The following is a 20,023-nucleotide window of genomic DNA, read 5'->3' as shown; positions in this document are numbered from 1 at the left end:
GGAACAGGAGAAGAGCGGTCCGTCGCCACAGCCCCGGCTGCGGCGACGGACCGCGGCTTTTCGGCCGGTCGATCGACGACCGGCTACCGACGGTGCAGGTCAGCTCTTCGATGCGCGGGTACGGCGGACCAGCATGGTTCCACCGAGCACCATGGCCGCGGCGGCCCCGCCGGCCATGGCCAGGTTGGCGTCGGCACCGGTGTGCGCCAGCTGGCCGACGGAGCCCTTCGGCTCGACACCGGTCCCCGGTTCACCGCCGCGAGGCGTGACCGGGGGCGTGACCACGGGAGGCGTCGTGGGAGGCGTGACCACCGGGGGCGTCACGGGGGGTGTGACCACCGGGGGCGTGACCGGAGGCGTGACCACCGGCGGTTCGACAGGCGGTTCGACCACGGGAGGCTCGACAACCGGCGGCTCTACGACCGGCGGCTCTACGACCGGCGGCTCTACGACCGGCGGCTCGACAACCGGCCCGTCCACGTTCGCGCAGGTGTTCCCGGCAGCCGGGTTCAGCGCACCGACGACATCCACGGTGTTGCCGCAGGCATTGACCGGTACGTCCACCGGAGCCTGGATGTTGTTGCCGGACAGCACCCCGGGGGAGCCGACCGCGCCGCCCTCGGCGCTCGCGCCCCGGCCCCCGGCACCGGCGCCGGAACCGCCCGCGTTCGCGCACTTGTTGCCGAACGCGGGGTTAAGCAGGCCGATCACATTCACCGTGTTGCCGCACACGTTGACCGGCACATGTACCGGCACCTGCACGTTGTTGCCCGAGCCGACGCCGGGCGAACCGACGGCCGCGCCGTCGGCGGAGGCATCCGCGAAAGCGTATCCACCGGCGGCGGTCAGGATCCCTGACGCCGCCGCCATCACCAGCACGCTCTTGTTCAAGGCTTTTCGCATTGACTGCCCCTTCTTAGGACATTCCGTGCGAGCGCAACGCTCGCAGTTCCTTCATCAGGCCGGTGCGGAGGCCGCCGGGAGGCCAATCCCGCGGTGCCCGTGCGTGACTCGGCAAGCGGCGCTTACGGAAAGCGCGGAGAACCATGAAGCCATGTGCTTCATGGGAGGGACCCGTGCTTCTGCCGATCAAGCGCCCGAACCTGCTCGCATCTGTCACTCATAACGAGGAGGAATTGTTGAGGAAACTCGCCAGCTCGTGGAAATTCTGTGATCACACGAATGGAGTACACGTGTGGGCTGGTTCGGCCCCGGCGGGCGTGCGGGGGAGTTCGGTCAATCGGGCAGGAAAGGGCTGTTGAGGGCCGCGAGGTGGCCGGTCGGACCGCTTCCGTCCGGGCGCCTTGGAAGTGCCGTTTCGTACTGTTGTGCGCACTCTCGGGCAATCGGGTGAATGGAGAGAACCAAACGCCCGGTGGTGAGTTGGGCAGGGGGCTCCGGTACGGGGCATCCAGTACGAGAAGGGTTAATCGTGATCAAGAAGGTTCTGGCTACGGGTGCCGTTGCCGCCTCCATCCTCGGTCTGGGCGCGACGCAGGCCATGGCCATCGGCGACGACGGCGGTACGACCTCGGTCAACGGCAACGGAGCCTCGCAGTCGTTCGGCAATGCCGAGACCCACGGTGACCTCAGCCCGCAGTTCGGTCTGGTCCAGGGCAGCCTGAACAAGCCCTGCGTCGGCCTGCCGGCCAAGGTCAACGCCGGCTCGCTCGTCGGCCTGATCCCGGTCGCGGTCCAGGACGTCAACGTGCTGTCCTCGCCGCAGAACCAGCAGTGCACCGAGAACTCCACCCAGGCCAAGGGCGACGAGCCGCTCTCGCACATCCTGGACGGCATCCCGGTGCTCTCCGGCAACGGTGCCGGCAACAGCTGATCCGCAGCTGACCCAGCCGCAACAGGCCCGGGCCGCCGGCGTTCCTCCTCCGCGCGGCCCGGGCCTGTTGCTGTCATTCCCCGAAATGGGTGCGCCGGATTGTCGGAAGATCTCGTCGGTGATACCGAGCGATCGCTGTTGCGTCATTCGGGCGACTTTCTGGGAATCTTCTGGCTGAAGAGTTTCGCCCACGGTCTTAAATCGTTATGAATTACAGCGGCGGAGTTACGAGTGATCATGATCACGCTCGTGCGGCACGAAAGACGTTGCTGCTTCGGACTCCGTCGAAGAAAGGGAACAAAAGTGAAGTACACCAAGGTTGCCGCCATCGCCGCCGGAACCCTGATGGCGATGGGTGCCGCCGCCCCCGCCTTTGCCGACTCGGGCGCCGAGGGCGGCGCCGCTCTCTCCCCGGGCGTGCTGTCCGGTAACTCCATCCAGATCCCGGTCCACGTCCCGATCAACGCGTGCGGCAACACCGTGGACGTGATCGGTCTGCTCAACCCCGCTTTCGGCAACAACTGCGCCAACGTCTGATCTCTGGTCGGACGGGCCGAACGCTCGTGACCGGAAGGCCCCGGAACGCATTCGATGCGGTCCGGGGCCTTCCTGCGTTCTCCCTGGCATTCGATCGGGTGGTCCCGCAGAAAAGCGACTCCGTCCAGTTGCCGTGTCGCAACCACATCGTTACCCAGGGCGAAAGCGGCAGAAGGCACGGCTAAAGAAGGCTCGTGCGGCGCGGGTGCGCGACCGAACAGATGCCGCTGCAGAAGGGAACCCGAAAGTGAAGTACGCGAAGACTGCTGCGTTCGTTGCCGGTTCCGTGGTTGCGCTCGGAACGGCTGCTCCCGCCTTCGCCGTCACCAACGCCACGGCCCCCAACTTCAGCCTCAACGGAGGCATCAACCAGGTGGTGGAGAGCGCCCCGCAGGCTGTCGACCCGGTCGTCGACACGGTCGGCGGCGCCGCGGAGTCGGTGCAGAAGAACGGCACGGTCACCAAGCTGGCCGACCAGGCAACCGGTGCGGCAAAGGGCGCGGCCCCGCTCATCGGCGGTCTGCCGGTCGGCGGCTGACCAGTCGCGTCACAGCGGTTCCCGGCCGGCCCCGGCCTTTCGAATTTCTCCGGTGCGGTGAATTCGGCGAAAAACCGAACGTAAAAGCACCGTTCGAGTGAATCGGCACAACTATCCCCGTCGTCGCGAGTTGATCAGTTCGCTCCGGACAGGCGGGCAACAGAGAACCCCAGAAGGGCTATTCAATGATCAAGAAGATTATGGCCTCGGCAGCAGTCGCTGCTTCGATCGTCGGTGTCTCCGCCGCGATCGCCCCGCAGGCCATGGCCATCGGCAACGACGGTGGCACGACGTCGGTCAACGGCAACGACGCCATTCAGTCGTACGGCAACTCCGCCACCCACGGCGACATGAGCCCGCAGTTCGCGCTCATCCAGGGCTCGCTCAACAAGCCCTGCATCGCGCTGCCGGCCAAGGCCAACGTCGGTTCGGTCCTCGGGGCCATCCCGGTCTCGGTCCAGGACATCAACGTCCTGGCCTCGCCGCAGAACCAGCAGTGCACGGAGAACTCCACCCAGGCCAAGGGCGACGAGGCCCTCTCGCACATCCTGGACGACATCCCGATCCTGTCCGGCAACGGTGCCGGCAACAACTGAGGCCGTACCGCTCCGGGCGCTCCTCGCTGAACTTCACGGATCGGCAGGGGAGCGTGCCGCGGGCAGCTTCGAGCCCGCCTGTACGCAGTAGCTGAAACACCTTGTGGGGCCGTCACATCCACGCGGCAGCCGTTCTCCGGCCGCCCGGATGTGCCGGCCCCACTCGTGCGTCCGGGACGCGGCGGCCCCTCGAAGGAGCGGGTGGACTGGGCCGGTTGCCGTAGTACCGGCAGCCCTCACCCGCCGCACCGGGTAGGGGCCACACATGGACCAGTACGACAGTCAAAGCCCCCGTGGCCGGGAGCGGCACGCACAGGACGGCACGCCCATCTACGACCGGCTGCTCGCCGAATGGCAGGCGGCCCACGGCGGTCCGGAGCCCGCGCCCCCGGCAGGGCCCGACCGGAGCCACGCGGGCAGCAGGGTTCCCGCGGCCCGCACCTCCGGCGAGGCCGTCGACGGGTAACCACGAGCGTCGAACTCATGCCGGATCGAACCCGTTTGAGTGGTACTGCGGAACCGACGCTTCCGTTGCGGGTTGATCAGTACGTTCCACAACGGGACGCTCCGAAAGGTGAAGCGTGATGAAGAAGATGATGGCCGGCGCAGCAGTGGCCGTGTCCCTGGTCGGTCTGTCCGCCGCCGCGGCCCCCGCGGCCATGGCGATCGGCAATGACGGGGGCACCACGTCGGTCAACGGCAACGGCGCCGTGGACGAGTTCGGCAACAGCGTGACCCAGGGCGACGGCAGCCCGCAGTTCCAGCTCGTCCAGGGCACGCTGAACAAGGCCTGCGTCGGTCTGCCGCTGAAGGCCAACGCCGGTTCGCTCGTCGGCGTGCTGGTGCCGGTCGCGGTCCAGGACGTCAACGTGCTGGCCTCGCCGCAGAACCAGCAGTGCGCCGAGAACTCCACCCAGGCCAAGGGCGACGAGCCGCTGTCGCACCTGGTCGACGACATCCCGGTGCTCTCGGGCAATGGGATCGCCAACGACTGACGCACCCGAGGCATGGGCTGCCCGGGGATTCACCCCTCGGCAGCCCGCACCGCGGTGCACAGCAGGATCCGGGGCGCACCGCCCCAGGGCTCCACACAAATGGATGCCCACCGCGCCACGGGGGGCGGTGGGCATCCGGCGTTCCGGGGGCGGGTCAGCCGAGGCTGCGGACCGGGACGACGCAGTGGGCGGAGGTCGTGATGACCTCCGGGTCGGCCGCGAAGGACCGCAGCAACTCCTCGCTCACCGGCCGGCCCGGTGCGCCCTGGGGCCATGGGCGGGTGGCGAACATGGTGTGCACCTCGCCCCGCCGGCCGGCCGCGGCCAGCCACTCGGGCGGTGCGGGGTACTGCGCCGTGAAGTGGGGCAGCGTGAGGACCGCCTGGCCGGCCTGGACGAGCAGCTTCACGGGGAGGCCCGGGTTCTCGGCGGCGTACACCGGAGCGCTGCCGACCGGCAGTCCGCAGCGCTCCAGGGCCGTGCGCATGGCGGTCTCGCCGACGGCGGGGCCCTCCGCACCGTCGCCCAGCGAGTAGACGAGCAGGAAGGCGACATCGTGGCCGTCGGCAGGATGTTCACCGCTCCACCCGATCAGCGTGATCGTGCCCAACTGGGCTTGTGTGAACGTGCCGGTGGCGGTCTGGGGTGAGGTCATGCTCGGCACCATAACGGCCCCGGACCGGTCGTTGTGCATGCGTATCACCTGATTGAGGGGTATAGCGGGATAAACTCTGTGGAAGCAGCCCGGATCCCTCTCCGCCCGACGGATGCGCTGGGCCTCGTTCAAATGTGTTGAGCCGGCCGATGCGTGCGGGCTAGGGTGTTCACTGTTCCGGACGGCGGAGGTCAACTACCGCTGTCGGTCCCGTGCTTGAACCAGGAGGTGAGGACTGTGATGACTGTCGCTGCGATGGGTGCTGCCCACAACTCGAAGAGCATCGTTCCCACCCCCGTGGTCGCCGGCTGACCTACTCCGCAACTCTCCGCGCCCGTGTGCGCGTTGCCGGGGCCACCCTTTGAAGGGTTTCCCTTGTCTTTCCCGTCCTTCCCCTCTTCTGTCTCCTCTCTTCAGGGCTCGTCCGCCTCGCACCCGCTGTCCCCGTACGGCTGGGACGACACGTGGGCGGCCGAATTCGCACCGTACGCCGAGCAGGGTCTGCTGCCCGGGCGCGTGGTGCGGGTGGACCGCGGTCAGTGCGATGTCGTCACCCCTGAGGGCACGCTCCGCGCCGACACCGCCTTCGTCGTCCCGCGCGATCCGATGCGGATCGTCTGCACCGGCGACTGGGTCGCGGTCGACCCCGACGGCGACCCGCGGTTCGTACGGACGCTGCTGCCGCGGCGTACCGCCTTCGTTCGCTCAACGTCCTCGCAGCGCTCCGAGGGCCAGGTGCTCGCCACCAATGTGGACCACATCGTCATCTGCCTCTCGCTCGCGGTCGATTTCGACCTGGGGCGGGTGGAGCGCTTCCTCGCCCTTGCCATGTCCAGCTCCAGCGGTGACGCTCTGCTGGGGGGCGGGGGGCCGGCCGGGAACGGTGCGGCCGAGCCGATCGTGGTGCTGACCAAGGCCGATCTCGTACCGGACGCCACCACGCTGTCGTACCTCGTCCAGGACATCGAGGGCGTCGCGCCCGGGGTGCAGGTGCTGACCGTCAGCTCCACCACGGGGGAGGGCATCGATGTCTTCTCCGCCATCGTCTCGGGCGGTACCAGTGTGCTGCTCGGTGCCTCCGGTGCGGGCAAGTCGACCCTCGCCAACACCCTCCTGGGCCACGACGTGATGGAGGTGCAGGCCGCGCGGGACGTCGACGGCAAGGGCCGGCACACCACCACCACCCGCAATCTGCTGCTGCTGCCCTCCGGCGGCGTGCTGATCGACACCCCCGGGCTGCGCGGGGTCGGGCTCTGGGATGCGGAGGCCGGTGTCGGCCAGGTCTTCTCCGAGATCGAGGAGCTGGCCGAGCAGTGCCGGTTCCACGACTGCGCCCATGAGTCGGAGCCGGGCTGCGCGGTGCTCGCCGCGATCGAGGACGGTTCGCTGCACGAACGGCGCCTCGACAGCTTCCGCAAGTTGATCCGCGAGAACCAGCGCATCGCCGCCAAGACCGACGTCCGGATGCGCTCGGAGATGCTGCGTGACTGGAAGCGCAAGGGTGCCGAGGGCCGGTTCGCCATGGAGGCGAAGCGGGGCCGGGTGCGGTAGGTGGTGGTCCCCGGTCCGCGGGCGTCCATGGCCGCGGACCGCCGGGTCCACGTCCGAAACCCGCCAGTCCGGTGCCGGTGGGTGCCGCACACTGGACGGTGTGATGGACGAACTGACCAGGTACGAGGCGGTGAGCAGCCGCGACGCCCGTTTCGACGGGGAGTTCTTCTTCGCCGTCGAAACGACCGGGATCTACTGCCGGCCGAGCTGCCCCGCCGTCACGCCCAAGCGGAAGAACGTCCGCTTCTACCCGACCGCGGCCGCCGCGCAGGGCCATGGCTTCCGGGCCTGCCGGCGGTGCCGCCCGGATGCCGTGCCGGGCTCGGCGGAATGGAATGTGCGGGCCGATGTCGTGGGCCGCGCCATGCGGATGATCGGCGACGGTGTGGTCGACCGGGAGGGCGTGCCCGGTCTCGCCCACCGGCTCGGCTACAGCTCACGCCAGGTGCAGCGGCAGCTCAACGCCGAGCTGGGCGCCGGGCCCGTGGCGCTCGCCCGAGCCCAGCGGGCCCACACGGCACGGGTGCTGCTCCAGACGACCGGGCTGCCCGTGACGGAGATCGCCTTCGCGTCGGGCTTCGCCAGCGTGCGCCAGTTCAACGACACGATCCGGCAGATCTACGCCCGTACGCCGAGCGCGTTGCGGGCCGAAGCGGGGACGGGGCTGGGAGCGGCGGTCCGGGAGGCGCGCACCGCCGGGATCCCGCTGCGGCTCGCCCACCGGGGGCCGTACGCCGCCCGTGAGGTCTTCGACCTCCTGGCAGGTGAGACGGTCGCCCGGATCGAGGAGGTCAGCGGTGCGGCCGGTGCCCGTGTCTACCGGCGTACCCTGCGGCTTCCGTACGGCACGGGCATCGTGGCCGTCGACGAGCGGTCCGCCGGGGCCTGGCTGGACGCCCGGATCCACCTCACGGACCTGCGGGACCTGACGACGGCCGTCCAGCGGCTGCGGCGGCTCTTCGACCTGGACGCCGATCCGTACGCCGTCGACGAGCGGCTCGGCGCCGACCCGCTCCTCGCTGCGGGCGTCGCCGCCCGCCCCGGGCTGCGTTCGCCGGGCGCCGCGGACCCGGAGGAGTTCGCGGTACGGACGCTGGTGGGGCGGGAAGAGGCGGAGCGGCTGGTGGAGCTGTACGGGAAGGTGCTGGACGTGCCCTGCGGCGGGCTGACGCACGTGTTCCCCGAGCCGGGAGTGCTGGCCGGTGCGGCGAGCGATCCGGGGCTGCGGGCGCTGGCGATCGCGCTCGCCGACGGGGACGTAAGGCTCGACGCCGGGGCCGACCGCGACGAGGCCGAGCAGGCGCTGCTGCGGCTGCCGGGGATCGGCCCGGCAGCCGCGGCGCTGATCAGGATGCGTGCGCTCGGTGACCCGGACGTGGATCCGGACGGGCGGCCCGAGGCGGACCGGTGGCGGCCCTGGCGTTCGTACGGGGTGCGAAACATGGGGCTGTTGTGAGCGGGCTTACGCAGGCAGGCCCCAGCGCGGTGCGGGGGCGTTCGGTGTCACCGGGCGGACGGTCAGGTCCGGCCGGTCGCCCCATGCCGTGATCAGGGCCGATTCGCCCTTGTCGAGGCGGATGCGTACCGTGCCGTCGGCCGTCGTCCCGTGGTCCAGCGGCCGTCCGTGCCGGTCGCGGATCTCCACCGGGCCGTCGATGCCATGGCGTACGACGCAGGGTGCGCCGGCCTCGCTGGTCAGCCGCACCCAGCGGGTCCGGCCCTCCTCGCGCACCGCACTGAGCAGGAAGGCGCCCTGGGTCCGGAAGTCGTGCACGGTCAGTTCCCGCCAGGCGGCGGGCAGTGCCGGGAAGACCCTGATCGTGCCGCCCCAGGACTGGCAGACCATGTCGTGCAGGGACTGGGCCGCCGAGAGCGGGGTCTCGATGACCGGGCCGGACTCCTTGTACATGGTGTTCGCCTGGATGAAGCGGCTCATCAGCTGACCCAGGTACTTCAGCGCGTCCTCGCCCTTGCCGAGCAGCGCGGACATCGACGCGGCGCCGGTGAAGGTGTAGCCCTGGAGGGCGCCTTCGAAGCCCACCCCGTGGGCGAGGGACTTCTCGATCAGGGCGCGTTCGTCGGCCGTCGCGCCCGTCAGCTCGTACAGCGGGTACACCGAGAGCATGTGCGAGTAGTGGCGGTGCGACTTCGCGAACGGGACCCCGGCGCCGATCATGAACCCGTTGGCATCGACGGGGTAGGGCGCGAGCCTGGCCAGGACCTCCTGCCAGCGGGCGGTCAGCGGGTCGCGGACGCCGAGCCGCTCGGCGGATTCCAGCAGGGTGCGGCAGCCCCAGCGCAGCAGCATCAGGTCGTAGTTGCAGTCGGGGGCGTTGACGCCGTACTCGGGGGAGAACGTCGCCGGGAGGTGCAGCCTGCCGTCCGTCCCGGGCGTCAGGAAGTGCAGGTAGTAGTTGACGGCCTTGCGCAGCAGCGGGAAGAGCGTGTCGCGCAGGATCGACTCGTCCATGGTGTGGCGGTAGGAGAGCCAGACGTTGTGCAGTGCCCAGGTCAGATTGCCGACCTCGGGGGTGGGCGGGTCCTGGCCGGGGATGCCGACCCCGTAGCCGCCGTCGGTCACCGAGGCACCGTTGACCAACTGGGGGTCGGTGGTGCGGGGGATGCCGGCCGAGTCGGCCCGGTAGGGGGCGGAGACCTCGCGCGAGAGCTGGTCCCGGAATTCGCTCAGGGCGCGGGTGACGGCGTCCAGTTCCAGGTGGTTGGAGCCGTGGATCAGCCAGTACTCCAGCTGGACGTTGAGGTTCCACCAGGTGTTGGGCCAGGGCGTGGGCTCCAGCCAGGGGCCGGAGGTGGCCATCACCGGGGCGTCCTTGCGGGCAGCCGACGCGGTCTTGTAGAGCTGGATCCAGTAGAAGCGCTGCAACCGGGCGTCGGGCAGGGACAGGAAGCTTTTCTGGTAGAACCGGTCCCACCAGGCGCGATGGGGTGCGGCGAGCGGGTCGTACGGGAGCGCGGAAGCGGCCTTGACGGTACGCAGCGCACGGTCGCGGGCCGTTGTCGCGGGGTGGGAGTGCGCGACCGTGACGTAGAGGGTGCGGGCCGAGCCCCTGGCGCGTTCGCGCCAGGCGGTGACGTGCTGACCGCCCGCGAGCAGCGACTGGACGGCGGCGGTGGTGTCGCCGTGCTGTTCGGTCACCGCGGGAGGGTTGCCGGTGTAGCCGTCCGGGACCGGCTTGAAGGCGGCGCGCGGGCTGATCGCCTCGGCGGGGTGGAAGACCCAGCGGAAGTCCTGTTCGCCCGCGCTCGGGGTGATCTCCACGGCGAGCAGATCGCTGGTGGAGTGGACGAAGGCACGGAGCTTCAGGGTGCCCGCGGTCGTGGTGATCGTGCCTTCGAGCTGGGCGGTGCGCAGCCGCATCCACCACTCGATGCCCGTGATGGCGCCGACCGGCTCCAGGGTGAAGTGGCCGATGGGGAGGCGGGCGAGACCGAAGAGCGAACCGAACTCGGGGCGGTGGTCCTGGACCTCGGAGTGCTGGACGTTGAAGCGGACGGCCCGGGTGGTGGCGCCGGGCTCCGCGTAGATGCCGGAGCCGAGGCGGCCGTTGCCCAGGTACGGGCCCTCGTACCAGGTCTTCGGCAGCTTCTGCCAGAGCAGGTCGGCGTCGTCGAGGACGGTGTGCCAGCTGTCGTAGGGGGAGTGCACGGTGGTGGGGGTGGCCGGGGTGGTTGGGCTTGCTGCCAGGGCGGGGGCGGCCGAGCCGGCTGCCACGAGCGCGCCGCCGATCGCGGTGCCGGTGGCGAGCACCGTCCTGCGCGAAGGGGCGGGTCGGGACGGAGCGGGTCGGGACGGGGATGAGGCTTCGGTCCGGGGCGTGCGGGAGGGGTCCGGTGCTGTGGACAAGGATTCTCCTGGCGACTCGTACGCAGACGCTTCAATTCATCCGAGCTATTCCTTGAGGGAAGGTAGGCGCGAGGTATTGCTGCGTCAATGGAGCGGGAGAGATCCGATGTGTTTCCGTGTATCTGGACAGTGTCCAGCAGGATGTCGCAGGGGTGGGGCGTGAATCAGCCCCAGATCACCGCGCCGAGCCAGGCGCCCGTCACCAGCAGGCACGCGAAGAGCTCGACGAGTACCGAATAGCCGGTCGCCCGCATCACCGAGCGCACCGAGGTCCACCCCGCCCCGTGGCTGCCCAGCCGCAGCCGCTCCGCCCCGTAGATGGTCCCCACGTATCCGGGGACCGCACCGATCACCGGCACCACGAAGAAGCCCACGATCGCACCGATCCCGCCGAGCATCAGGGTCTTGCGCGGCGCGCCCGTCTCGCGCGGGCGGCGCGGCGGCAGCAGTGGCTTCAGCGCCTGGTTCAACAGCAGCAGAGCCGTCGCGCCGATGAGTACGCCCCAGGCGACCGGCGTCATGTCGGTCAGCGCCCACCACAGCACGGCGGCCCAGACGATCGCCTGCCCGGGGACCCCCGGCACCAGCACGCCCAGCAGGCCGAGGAGCATGACGAGGCCGACGGCGACGAGTTGCCACATGCTCATCTGACCAGCCTGCCGGAGTCCGGCCGGTCCCGCCCGTCAGCGCACCCGGGGACGGAGGCGTCGGTGCAGCTCAGGGCCGTATCGGAGCCGTAGCGGTGTGTTGTCGCGGCCGCTCCGTGGCGGGCCTCTTCCGGAACAGGGGGTGCGGGTCAGAACCGGGGCGTGCGGGCCACCCAGCCCCGTTCGTACGCGTGCCAGCCCAGCTGTAGCCGGGTGGAGACGCCGGTCAGCTCCATCAGCCCCTTCACCCTTCTCTGTACGGTCCGCAGCCCCAGCTCCAGCTGTTTTGCCACGCTCGCGTCCGTCAGTCCGGCCAGCAGCAGCGACAGGATCTCCAGGTCCGTGGGATCGGGGCCGGTGTCTTCCTCCTGGAGCCGGTTGTCCTCGCCCAGCCTGAGCGGCATCGCCTCGCGCCACACCGCCTCGAAGAGGCCCATCAGCGACTCCAGCAGCCCGGAGGCATGGACCACCAGGGCGGCAGGTTCGGCGCCGCGCCCGGTCAGCGGCACCATCGCCAGGGCGCCGTCCGCGACGACCAGCTTGGTCGGGACCCGGTCGATGACCCGGCACTGCTCGTTCCGGCTCAGCGCCGTCGACAGCTCCAGAATCCCGAACGGCATCGAGAGCGTCTCCCGCTCGACCACCACCCGGTAGGACACCCCGCGCGTCGCGACCTGCTCCTCGGCCTCGTTCTCCATCCCGCTGACGGCGATCGGCTTCCCGGTGACCAGGGCGCACACCTCGCTCGTCGCACCGAGCTGCAGCTGATGGAAGCGGTGCGACACCGCGCTCGCCCCCGTGACCACCTCGACCAGATCGTGCACGGCCGGCTCGTCGGCATCCGCCCGGTACTCCTCGGCGAGCAGCGCCGCCGCCAGCTCCGCCTGCTCCAGTTCATGGCGCTGCTGGGTGAGCAGTGCCCCCAGCGCCACGCCCGGCGGAGCCGCCACCCAACGGCCCGTGCGGGCCGAGGACTGCGCGGCCAGACCGTGCTGCTCCAGCCTGCGCAGCGCCCGCTCGGTGGCTGGCTCGGGAAGGCCCAGCCGGTGCGCGAGATCGGAGACCTCCGCGGCCCCCACCGCCACGAGCGCGCGGTACGTCGACTCCTGTATCTCGTCGAGCCCTATGGCTCCCAGCATCCCCGGACCCCTCCCGGACGCGTTGATTCCGCACGATGTCGCTGTCGTCGGGTGTCCGTCCATGGCGGAAAGCGGCCACGGCGTAAACCCGCCGTGTACATCATCCCTTTATCGCCTGGCGCTCTGCCAATGTGGCGCCACCGAAGTACCAACAACCTCCGGAAGACTGCGGTTTGCGCTGATTGGTTCCGGATTCACTTGGGGAGAACGATGCGTCCGATATCGCGTACGGCGCTGGGCGCGGCCACCGCCGCCGTCCTGGCCGTCACCGCGATCGCACCGTCCGCGGCAGCGCCGCAGGACGATGCGACAGGGAAGAGAGCACTGACCGGCAGTTCGGCCGCCGAAGCCAAGAAGGACAAGTCGGTCACCGTGACCCTGGTCACCGGTGACAAGGTCCTGGTGAGCAAGGACAGTTCGGGGGCCGACTCGGCCACCGCGCTGCCCCGCGAGGACGGCACCGTCCCCCTGGTGCAGACCAGGCAGTCCGGCAAGGACCTCTACGTCTACCCCGAGAGCGCCGCCGCCGCGCTCGCCGAGGGCAAGGTCGACGAGGAGCTCTTCAACGTCACCGGCCTCATCCGGCAGGGCTACGACGACGCCCACACCAAGTCGCTGCCGCTGATCGCGGTTTACGGCGAGGGCCAGGCCCGCTCCACCTTCGCCACCCCGCGCGGCGCCAAGCGCGGACTCGCGCTCGACGCCATCGGCGGTCTCGCGCTCAAGGCGGAGAAGGAGAAGGCCGCCGACTTCTGGTCGGACGTCACCCGTGGCGCCCGTTCCTTCTCGGCCTCCGGCATGAAGAAGCTCTGGCTCGACCGCAAGGTTCAGGCCACCCTCGACAAGTCGACGAAGCAGGTCGGCGCCGACCTCGCCTGGGCCGCCGGATACGACGGCAAGGGCACCAAGGTCGCCGTCCTCGACACCGGTGTCGACGCCGAACACCCCGACCTCAAGGGCCGGGTCGCCGCCTCGGAGAACTTCACCGACTCCGACTCCACCGACGACCGCCAGGGCCACGGCACCCACACCATCTCCACCGTCGGCGGCTCCGGCGCGGCCAGCGGCGGCAAGAAGAAGGGCGTCGCCCCCGGCGCCGACCTGCTCGCGGGCAAGGTCCTCAACGACAGCGGCTCCGGCGCCGAGTCCTGGATCATCGCCGGCATGCAGTGGGCCGTCGACCAGAAGGCCGATGTCGTCTCCATGAGCCTCGGCAGCCCGGAACCGACGGACTGCACCGACCCGATGAGCGTCGCCGCCGAGGAACTCGCGCAGAGCAAGGGCACCTTGTTCGTGATCGCGGCCGGCAACTCGGGCCCGACGTTCAACACCGTCTCCTCGCCCGGCTGCGCCCCGAGCGTGCTGACCGTCGGCGCCGTCGACCGCGACGACACCACGGCCCAGTTCTCCAGCCGCGGCCCGGTCATCGGATCGCACACCCTCAAGCCCGAGATCACCGCTCCCGGCGTCGCCATCTCGGCCGCGGCGGCCGGTGGCCGCGGCGTCTACGCGTACCAGTCGATGTCGGGTACGTCGATGGCCACCCCGCATGTCGCGGGCGCCGCGGCCATCGTGAAGCAGCGTCACCCGGACTGGACCGCCCAGCAGATCAAGGCGGCGCTCGTCTCGTCCGCGAAGAGCGACATCCCCGGCGACGTACGCGAGACCGGCGGCGGCCGCCTCGACGTCAAGGCCGCCATCGACACCACCGTCGTCGGCGCCCCCGCCATCCAGGGCGGCACCTACAACTGGCCGCAGGACCGGACCGACCGCACCACGGTCGACGTCCCGTACACCAACTCCGGCACCAAGCCGGTGAAGCTGTCGCTGAGCGTGCAGGGCGTCACCGGCAACGACGGCTCGGCCGTCCGTTCCTCCGTCGCGAAGCTCGACGCGGACACCGTCACCGTCCCGGCCGGAACCACCGTCAAGGTCCCGCTGCAGATCGACCCGACGGCCAAGCTGAAGGCCGCGCAGTACGGTGACGTCACCGGACGCGTGCTGGCCACCGGCCCCGGCGGCGCCAAGGTCTCCACCCCGTTCTCGCTGTACGTCGGGGCCGAGACTGTCACGCTGCGGGTCAAGCTCGTCGACGGCGCCGGCAAGCCCGCCGGCGGCTCCTCCTCGCTCGACGTGATCGGCACCGACGACTCCAGCGGCGAGCGCCGCTTCAACGACGGTTCCGCCGACCAGGTCTACCAGGTGCGCCCCGGCGCGTACTTCGTCTCCGGCTTCGTCACCACGGCCGACCCGAAGGACGCCACCGGCAACGCGGACGAGTCCGTCGCCTACCTCGCGCGGCCCCAGGTCGACGTCACCAAGGACACGACCCTGGTCCTGGACGCCCGCAAGGCGCACCGGATCCAGGTGAAGACCGAGGACCGCGCCTCCGAGAGCCGCTCCACTACGCTCGCCTTCGGCCGCACCTGGGACGATGTCTGGCTGCACTCGGGCTCCATCTCCGGTGGCTCCGCGGTCAAGAACTACCTGGCCGACGTGCAGGGCAGGGCCAGTGACGGCGACTTCGAGTTCGCCAGCTTCTGGCGCGCGTACGCCCCGCAGATCGAGAATCTGTCGGTCGTCGGCGGCATCGAACTGCACCCGAGGACGGCGAGCACCGGCTCCGTCAACCTCGACGGCACCGGCAAGGCCGCCCTCGTCGACGCCGGCACCGGTACCCCCGCCGAGCTGAAGACCGCGGACGTTGCCGGAAAGATCGCCCTGGTCCAGGTCGGTGACGGCAACAACAACGTGTACGGCCAGGTGCGCGAAGCCAAGGCAGCCGGCGCCAAGGCCATCATCACCCACCGCCCGTCCGCAGGACCCTGGCAGCCGTCCGTCGGCTACGCCGCGTCGACGCTGCCGGCACTCGGCATCGAGGCCGACGAGGCCGACGCGCTGAAGGCCGCCCTGGCCGACGGCCCGGTCGAGCTGAGCTGGAAGGCCACCGCGGTCAGCCCGTTCGTCTACAACCTGGCCTTCCCCGAGACCGGCCCGGTCACCTCGGACCGCACCTACAAGGTCCGCGACACCAAGCTCGGCAAGGTCACCGCCAACTACGAGGCGATGGGCCTCGCGGCGGACTACGTCGACATGATGATCGTCAACCGGCCGTACGGCGGTGCGTTCTCCGGCGTCACCAGCTACGTCGCCGCCCCCAGCAAGCGCACCGAGTACTACTCGGCGGGCGACACCGCGTGGGTCCGCTACATCTCCTCCAGCTTCCCCTGGGGCGAGATGATGGTCGACCAGCCGCGCACCTACACGGCCGGCTCGAAGCGCACGGAGAACTGGTACCGGGGCATCCCCGCCCCCGCCGCCCCGCGCGACGCCGCGGGCAAGCCCCAGCTCGCCGCCGAGCGCCAGGACAACCTGATCGGCGTCGCCCCGGGCTTCTGGAGCGACAGCGAGCACGCCGGTCTCCAGGGCTCCTTCGGTGACATGGGCAGCATGAGCCTGTCCAGCGGCGGCAAGGTGATCGGCGAGTCCGGCTGGCCGTCCGGGGTGTTCACCGTCCCGGCGGAGGACGCCGCGTACGAACTCACCATGAGGACCACCCGGTTCGGCCAGCCCGCCGCCGTGTGGAAGCGCTCCACCAGCACCGAGACCACCTGGAAGTTCCGTTCGAAGCGGGACGAGAACGCGTACTCCCAGGGCATCCCGCTGCTCTTCCCGGGCTACGACCTGGACTCGGACGGGCTCAAGACCCTCGCGGCCGAGGACGGTCAGAAGATCGGTCTCAGCGTCACTGGTCACGCCGGCTACACGCCCGGCAAGCTGACCGCGGCCAAGGTCTCTTACTCCTACGACGGTGGGAAGACCTGGACCGAGGCGACCACCGCACAGAAGGACGGCCGGTGGACCGCGACCGTGAACCACGCGGGCGCGGCCGGCAAGCCGGTCACCCTGAAGACCGAACTGACGGACGCCAACGGTAACTCCGTCATCCAGACCGTGACCGACGCGTACGCCGTGCGCTGATCACGTCCTGACCGGTCCGCCGGGCGTCCTTCCCGTGGGGGGTGGGGACGCCCGGCGGACCCATGTCCGGGGCCACTATTTCCGGATGACCCGTTTTCGTACGGCCCCCGCGGTCGACAATAAGGACATGAGTCAGCAGGGGGAGAAGCCCGCCGCCCACGAGGACGACTGGTGGCGCAGGCTGTACGACGAGAACGCCCGGGACACCGGGACGAGCGACGCGGCCGACAGGCTCGACGACCCGGACAGTCTCGACGACCGTTTCGACTCGGCGTCGGAAGCGGTGGGTCCGGGCGGCGGCGGGGGAGCCGACGGGGGTGCCGGGGCGCCGCCCGAGGCGGAGGCGGTGGTGGCGTCCGGGCCGGGGACGGTGGAGGTGCCCCGGCCGACGGGGGAGGGTGCGGTGCGGGAGGGGGCGGTACGGGAGCGTGCTCCGTGGGAGCCGCCCGCCGTGACCGTACGTGCGCCGGGGGCGCCCCCGGCCGGTCCGACGCAGCCGCGTACCTTCGCCGCCCCGCCGGTTCCCGCGGGTCCGCCGCCCCCGCCGTCCGCTCCGCCTCCCCCGTCGGTGCCGCCGCTGCCCAGGCAGCCGGTCGCCGGGAAACCCGTCGCCTCGCAGGCACCCGTCACCGCATCGGCCACGTCCACCGCCCCCGCCACGTCCACCGCCCCCGCCACGTCCACCGCCCCCGCCACGTCCACTGCACTCGTCACACCGGGCCCACCTGTCGCACCGACCGCACCCGCCGCTTCCGTCGCACCCGCACCGGAGGCCGAACGTGAATCCGGTCCCGTCTCCCGCCCAGTGATCGGCCACGTGGGTGACCGGCCACCGACCTGCGACGCCGAACCCACCGCGCTGCCCGCCGCCGTCCCGGTGGAGCTGGACGGCATCGTCGCCGACACCGTGCTCGACGGCGCCCGCTACGGCACGTACACCCTGCGCGCCGCCTCCGTGCGCGGGGACTCCGCGCGGTTCCGCGGTGAGCCCCGCCGCGACGCGCTGCTCACCGCCCGCTTCGGTACCGACGAACGCGCCCTGGTCCTGGTCGCCGTCGCCACCGGGGCCCGCGCCACCGAATCGGCACATCTGGCGGCGGCCGACGCCTGCCGCTGGATCGGCGCAGCGGTCGGCCGCAGCCACGCCCGGCTCTCCGAGGACATAAGGGGGGGCCGCCGCGGAGAGCTCAAATCCGGACTGCACCGTCTCACCGACCGCACGTACGGCAAGCTGCGGGCCCGCGCCGCCGAGCTGGGGGTGGCGCCGCAGCAGTACACGGCGGGCCTGCGCTGCCTCCTGCTGTCGGCGGACCCCGACTGCCGCACCCGGATCTTCTTCGGCATCGGCGCCGGTGGACTCTTCCGGCTGCGCGACGGCGTCTGGCAGGACCTCGAACCGGTGGTCCCGGCAGCCGGTGACCTCGGCACGGACCCCAGGTCCGGAGTCGGAGCCGCGGCTGTGGCCGGGACCGAATCAGGGTACGGGTCCGGGTCCGAAGCCGGCTCCGGGGCCGAATCCGGGGCCGCGTTCGCCGAGAGCGGCCCCGGCGGTGACCGCCTCACCATGGATCTGGCCGTCGCCACATCCGCGCCGCCCCATGCCGAGGCCCCGCCCGATCCGCCCGGCCTGCCCGGCCCGCCCGCAGAACCGTTCCGCTTCCGGGGCTCGGTGGCCCGGTCGGGAGACACGCTGCTGCTGTGCAGCCCCGGACTGGCCGAACCGCTGCGCAGCGAGCCCGCCCTCGCCCAGGAACTTGCCGGACGCTGGGCCCCCGAAGGTGCACCCGGGCTCGTGGCGTTCCTCGCGGACACCCAGCTCCGGGTGAAGGGGTACTCCGACGACCGTACTGGCGTGGGCGTCTGGGAGGCGTAACCGCGCGGGCCATGGGTTGATGGATGCGGAGTCCGGAAGCCGAAGCGCGGAAAGGGTACGCACCCATGGCCAAGCAGAACGTGTCGGAGCAGTTCGTCGACATCCTCGTCCGGGCGGGCGTCAAGCGTATGTACGGCGTCGTCGGTGACAGCCTCAACCCGGTCGTCGACGCCATCCGCCGCAACCGGGCCATCGACTGGATCCAGGTCCGGCACGAGGAGACCGCCGCTTTCGCCGCCGGTGCGGAGGCCCAGATCACGGGCTCGCTGGCGGCCTGCGCCGGATCGTGCGGCCCCGGCAACCTGCACCTCATCAACGGCCTCTACGACGCACACCGTTCCATGGCCCCCGTGCTCGCCCTCGCCTCGCACATCCCGTCGAGCGAGATCGGGCTCGGCTACTTCCAGGAGACCCATCCGGAGCTGCTCTTCCAGGAGTGCAGCCACTACAACGAGATGATCTCCAATCCGCAGCAGATGCCCCGGCTGCTCCAGACGGCCATTCAGCACGCGATCGGCCGGGGCGGGGTCAGCGTCGTCACGATGCCGGGTGACATTGCATCGCAGCCCGCCCCGGAGAAGTCCGTCGAGCACGCACTGGTCACCTCACGGCCGACGGTCCGGCCCGGTGACGAGGAGATCGACAAGCTCCGCCGGATGGTCGACGAGGCGAAACGTGTGACATTGTTCTGCGGCAGCGGAACGGCAGGCGCCCACGCCGAGGTGATGGAGTTCGCCGAACGGGTGAAGGCCCCGGTCGGGCACGCACTGCGCGGCAAGGAGTGGATCCAGTACGACAACCCGTACGACGTCGGGATGAGCGGTCTGCTCGGCTACGGTGCCGCCTACGAGGCGACCAATGAGTGCGATCTGCTCATCCTGCTCGGCACCGACTTCCCGTACAACGCCTTCCTCCCGTCCGATGTGAAGATCGTCCAGGTCGATGTGCGCCCCGAGCACCTGGGCCGCCGTTCCAAGCTGGATCTGGCGGTCTGGGGGGATGTCCGCGAGACCTTGCGCTGTCTGACCCCGCAGGTGAAGGCCAAGACCGACCGCAAGTTCCTCGACCGGATGCTGAAGAAGCACGCCGAAGCGCTGGAGGGCGTGATCAAGGCGTACACCCGCAAGGTCGAGAAGCACGTCCCGATCCATCCGGAGTACGTCGCCTCGGTGCTGGACGAGCTGGCCGACGACGACGCCGTGTTCACCGTGGACACCGGCATGTGCAACGTATGGGCCGCACGGTATCTCTCACCCAACGGAAAGCGCCGTGTCATCGGATCGTTCAGCCACGGCTCGATGGCCAACGCGCTCCCGCAGGCCATCGGCGCCCAGTTCACCGACCGGAACCGCCAAGTGGTCTCGATGTCCGGCGACGGCGGATTCACCATGCTGATGGGCGACTTCCTGACATTGGTGCAGTACGACCTGCCGGTGAAGGTCGTACTGTTCAACAACTCATCGCTGAGCATGGTCGAGTTGGAGATGCTGGTCGCGGGCCTGCCGTCGTTCGGGACGACCAACAAGAACCCGGACTTCGCCGCCATCGCCCGAGCTTCCGGGGCGTACGGGGTGCGGGTGGAGAAGCCCAAGCAGCTCGAAGGCGCCCTCAAGGACGCCTTCAAGCACAAGGGCCCGGCGCTCGTCGATGTCGTCACCGACCCCAACGCCCTCTCCATCCCGCCGAAGATCAGCGCCGAGATGGTGACCGGTTTCGCACTCTCCGCGAGCAAGATCGTGTTGGACGGGGGAGTGGGCCGGATGGTCCAGATGGCCCGCTCCAACCTGCGGAACGTGCCCCGCCCCTGAACCG

At 70.3% G+C, this 20,023-nt stretch carries 16 protein-coding genes; 11 read left to right on the top strand and 5 right to left on the bottom strand.

Going from position 1 to position 20,023, the window contains the following annotated elements; all coding sequences use genetic code 11:
• Positions 1-99 precede the first annotated feature (99 nt).
• On the bottom strand, positions 100-903 hold the full coding sequence (locus tag ACFYY7_RS05925; protein ID WP_388657568.1) for a chaplin: 804 nt from the start codon (positions 901-903) through the stop codon (positions 100-102).
• A 529-nt stretch (positions 904-1,432) separates the two neighbouring features.
• On the opposite strand from ACFYY7_RS05925, the gene ACFYY7_RS05920 reads away from it, so the two are divergent.
• From ACFYY7_RS05920 to ACFYY7_RS05895, 6 genes are all read left to right on the top strand, one after another.
• Positions 1,433-1,834, top strand: a complete 402-nt coding sequence (locus ACFYY7_RS05920) for a rodlin (RefSeq protein WP_351252701.1) — start codon at positions 1,433-1,435, stop codon at positions 1,832-1,834.
• Positions 1,835-2,137: 303 nt separating this feature from the next.
• Positions 2,138-2,371: a chaplin gene (locus ACFYY7_RS05915; protein ID WP_358948515.1), complete on the top strand. Its 234-nt coding sequence runs from the start codon at positions 2,138-2,140 to the stop codon at positions 2,369-2,371.
• Between the two features lie 247 nt (positions 2,372-2,618).
• Positions 2,619-2,909 carry a hypothetical protein gene (locus ACFYY7_RS05910; RefSeq protein WP_358948514.1) on the top strand — a complete coding sequence of 97 codons (291 nt, stop codon included), beginning with the start codon at positions 2,619-2,621 and terminating at the stop codon, positions 2,907-2,909.
• A gap of 185 nt (positions 2,910-3,094) precedes the next feature.
• A complete protein-coding gene (locus tag ACFYY7_RS05905; RefSeq protein WP_358948513.1) occupies positions 3,095-3,505 on the top strand; it encodes a rodlin in 411 nt (136 codons plus the stop codon).
• Between the two features lie 265 nt (positions 3,506-3,770).
• The gene (locus ACFYY7_RS05900; protein ID WP_388657563.1) at positions 3,771-3,971 is read left to right on the top strand and encodes a hypothetical protein; all 201 of its coding nucleotides are present in this window, start codon (positions 3,771-3,773) and stop codon (positions 3,969-3,971) included.
• Between the two features lie 118 nt (positions 3,972-4,089).
• Positions 4,090-4,500 carry a rodlin gene (locus tag ACFYY7_RS05895; protein WP_376314827.1) on the top strand — a complete coding sequence of 137 codons (411 nt, stop codon included), beginning with the start codon at positions 4,090-4,092 and terminating at the stop codon, positions 4,498-4,500.
• 154 nt (positions 4,501-4,654) lie between these two features.
• On the opposite strand, the gene ACFYY7_RS05890 is transcribed toward ACFYY7_RS05895, so the two are convergent.
• Positions 4,655-5,155 carry a DUF5949 family protein gene (locus tag ACFYY7_RS05890; protein WP_388657560.1) on the bottom strand — a complete coding sequence of 167 codons (501 nt, stop codon included), beginning with the start codon at positions 5,153-5,155 and terminating at the stop codon, positions 4,655-4,657.
• A 375-nt stretch (positions 5,156-5,530) separates the two neighbouring features.
• On the opposite strand from ACFYY7_RS05890, the gene rsgA reads away from it, so the two are divergent.
• Complete coding sequence (rsgA, locus tag ACFYY7_RS05885; RefSeq protein WP_388657557.1) at positions 5,531-6,706, top strand: ribosome small subunit-dependent GTPase A; 1,176 nt, start codon at positions 5,531-5,533, stop codon at positions 6,704-6,706.
• A gap of 103 nt (positions 6,707-6,809) precedes the next feature.
• Positions 6,810-8,162: a DNA-3-methyladenine glycosylase 2 family protein gene (locus tag ACFYY7_RS05880; protein WP_388658379.1), complete on the top strand. Its 1,353-nt coding sequence runs from the start codon at positions 6,810-6,812 to the stop codon at positions 8,160-8,162.
• Between the two features lie 6 nt (positions 8,163-8,168).
• Here the strand turns inward: ACFYY7_RS05880 and ACFYY7_RS05875 are convergent, their stop codons facing one another.
• The 3 genes from ACFYY7_RS05875 to ACFYY7_RS05865 form a co-directional block, all read right to left on the bottom strand.
• Entirely contained in the window at positions 8,169-10,475 is a 2,307-nt protein-coding gene (locus tag ACFYY7_RS05875) for a glycoside hydrolase family 95-like protein (protein WP_388658376.1), read from the bottom strand.
• Between the two features lie 260 nt (positions 10,476-10,735).
• On the bottom strand, positions 10,736-11,218 hold the full coding sequence (locus ACFYY7_RS05870) for a DUF456 domain-containing protein (protein ID WP_388657555.1): 483 nt from the start codon (positions 11,216-11,218) through the stop codon (positions 10,736-10,738).
• 149 nt (positions 11,219-11,367) lie between these two features.
• On the bottom strand, positions 11,368-12,357 hold the full coding sequence (locus ACFYY7_RS05865) for a helix-turn-helix domain-containing protein (RefSeq protein WP_388657552.1): 990 nt from the start codon (positions 12,355-12,357) through the stop codon (positions 11,368-11,370).
• 210 nt (positions 12,358-12,567) lie between these two features.
• Here ACFYY7_RS05865 and ACFYY7_RS05860 point away from each other — a divergent pair, with 210 nt between their 5' ends.
• From ACFYY7_RS05860 to ACFYY7_RS05850, 3 genes are all read left to right on the top strand, one after another.
• Complete coding sequence (locus ACFYY7_RS05860) at positions 12,568-16,338, top strand: S8 family serine peptidase (RefSeq protein ID WP_388657549.1); 3,771 nt, start codon at positions 12,568-12,570, stop codon at positions 16,336-16,338.
• A gap of 127 nt (positions 16,339-16,465) precedes the next feature.
• Positions 16,466-18,211 carry a protein phosphatase 2C domain-containing protein gene (locus ACFYY7_RS05855; protein WP_388657546.1) on the top strand — a complete coding sequence of 582 codons (1,746 nt, stop codon included), beginning with the start codon at positions 16,466-16,468 and terminating at the stop codon, positions 18,209-18,211.
• Between the two features lie 65 nt (positions 18,212-18,276).
• A complete protein-coding gene (locus ACFYY7_RS05850; protein ID WP_388657543.1) occupies positions 18,277-20,019 on the top strand; it encodes a pyruvate dehydrogenase in 1,743 nt (580 codons plus the stop codon).
• Positions 20,020-20,023: the final 4 nt, after the last annotated feature.

This window comes from Streptomyces sp. NPDC001933, from assembly GCF_042890955.1.
Lineage (GTDB): Bacteria > Actinomycetota > Actinomycetes > Streptomycetales > Streptomycetaceae > Streptomyces.
Note: the sequence above shows the minus strand (reverse complement) of the source record. Positions and strands in the feature narration are given on the sequence as shown.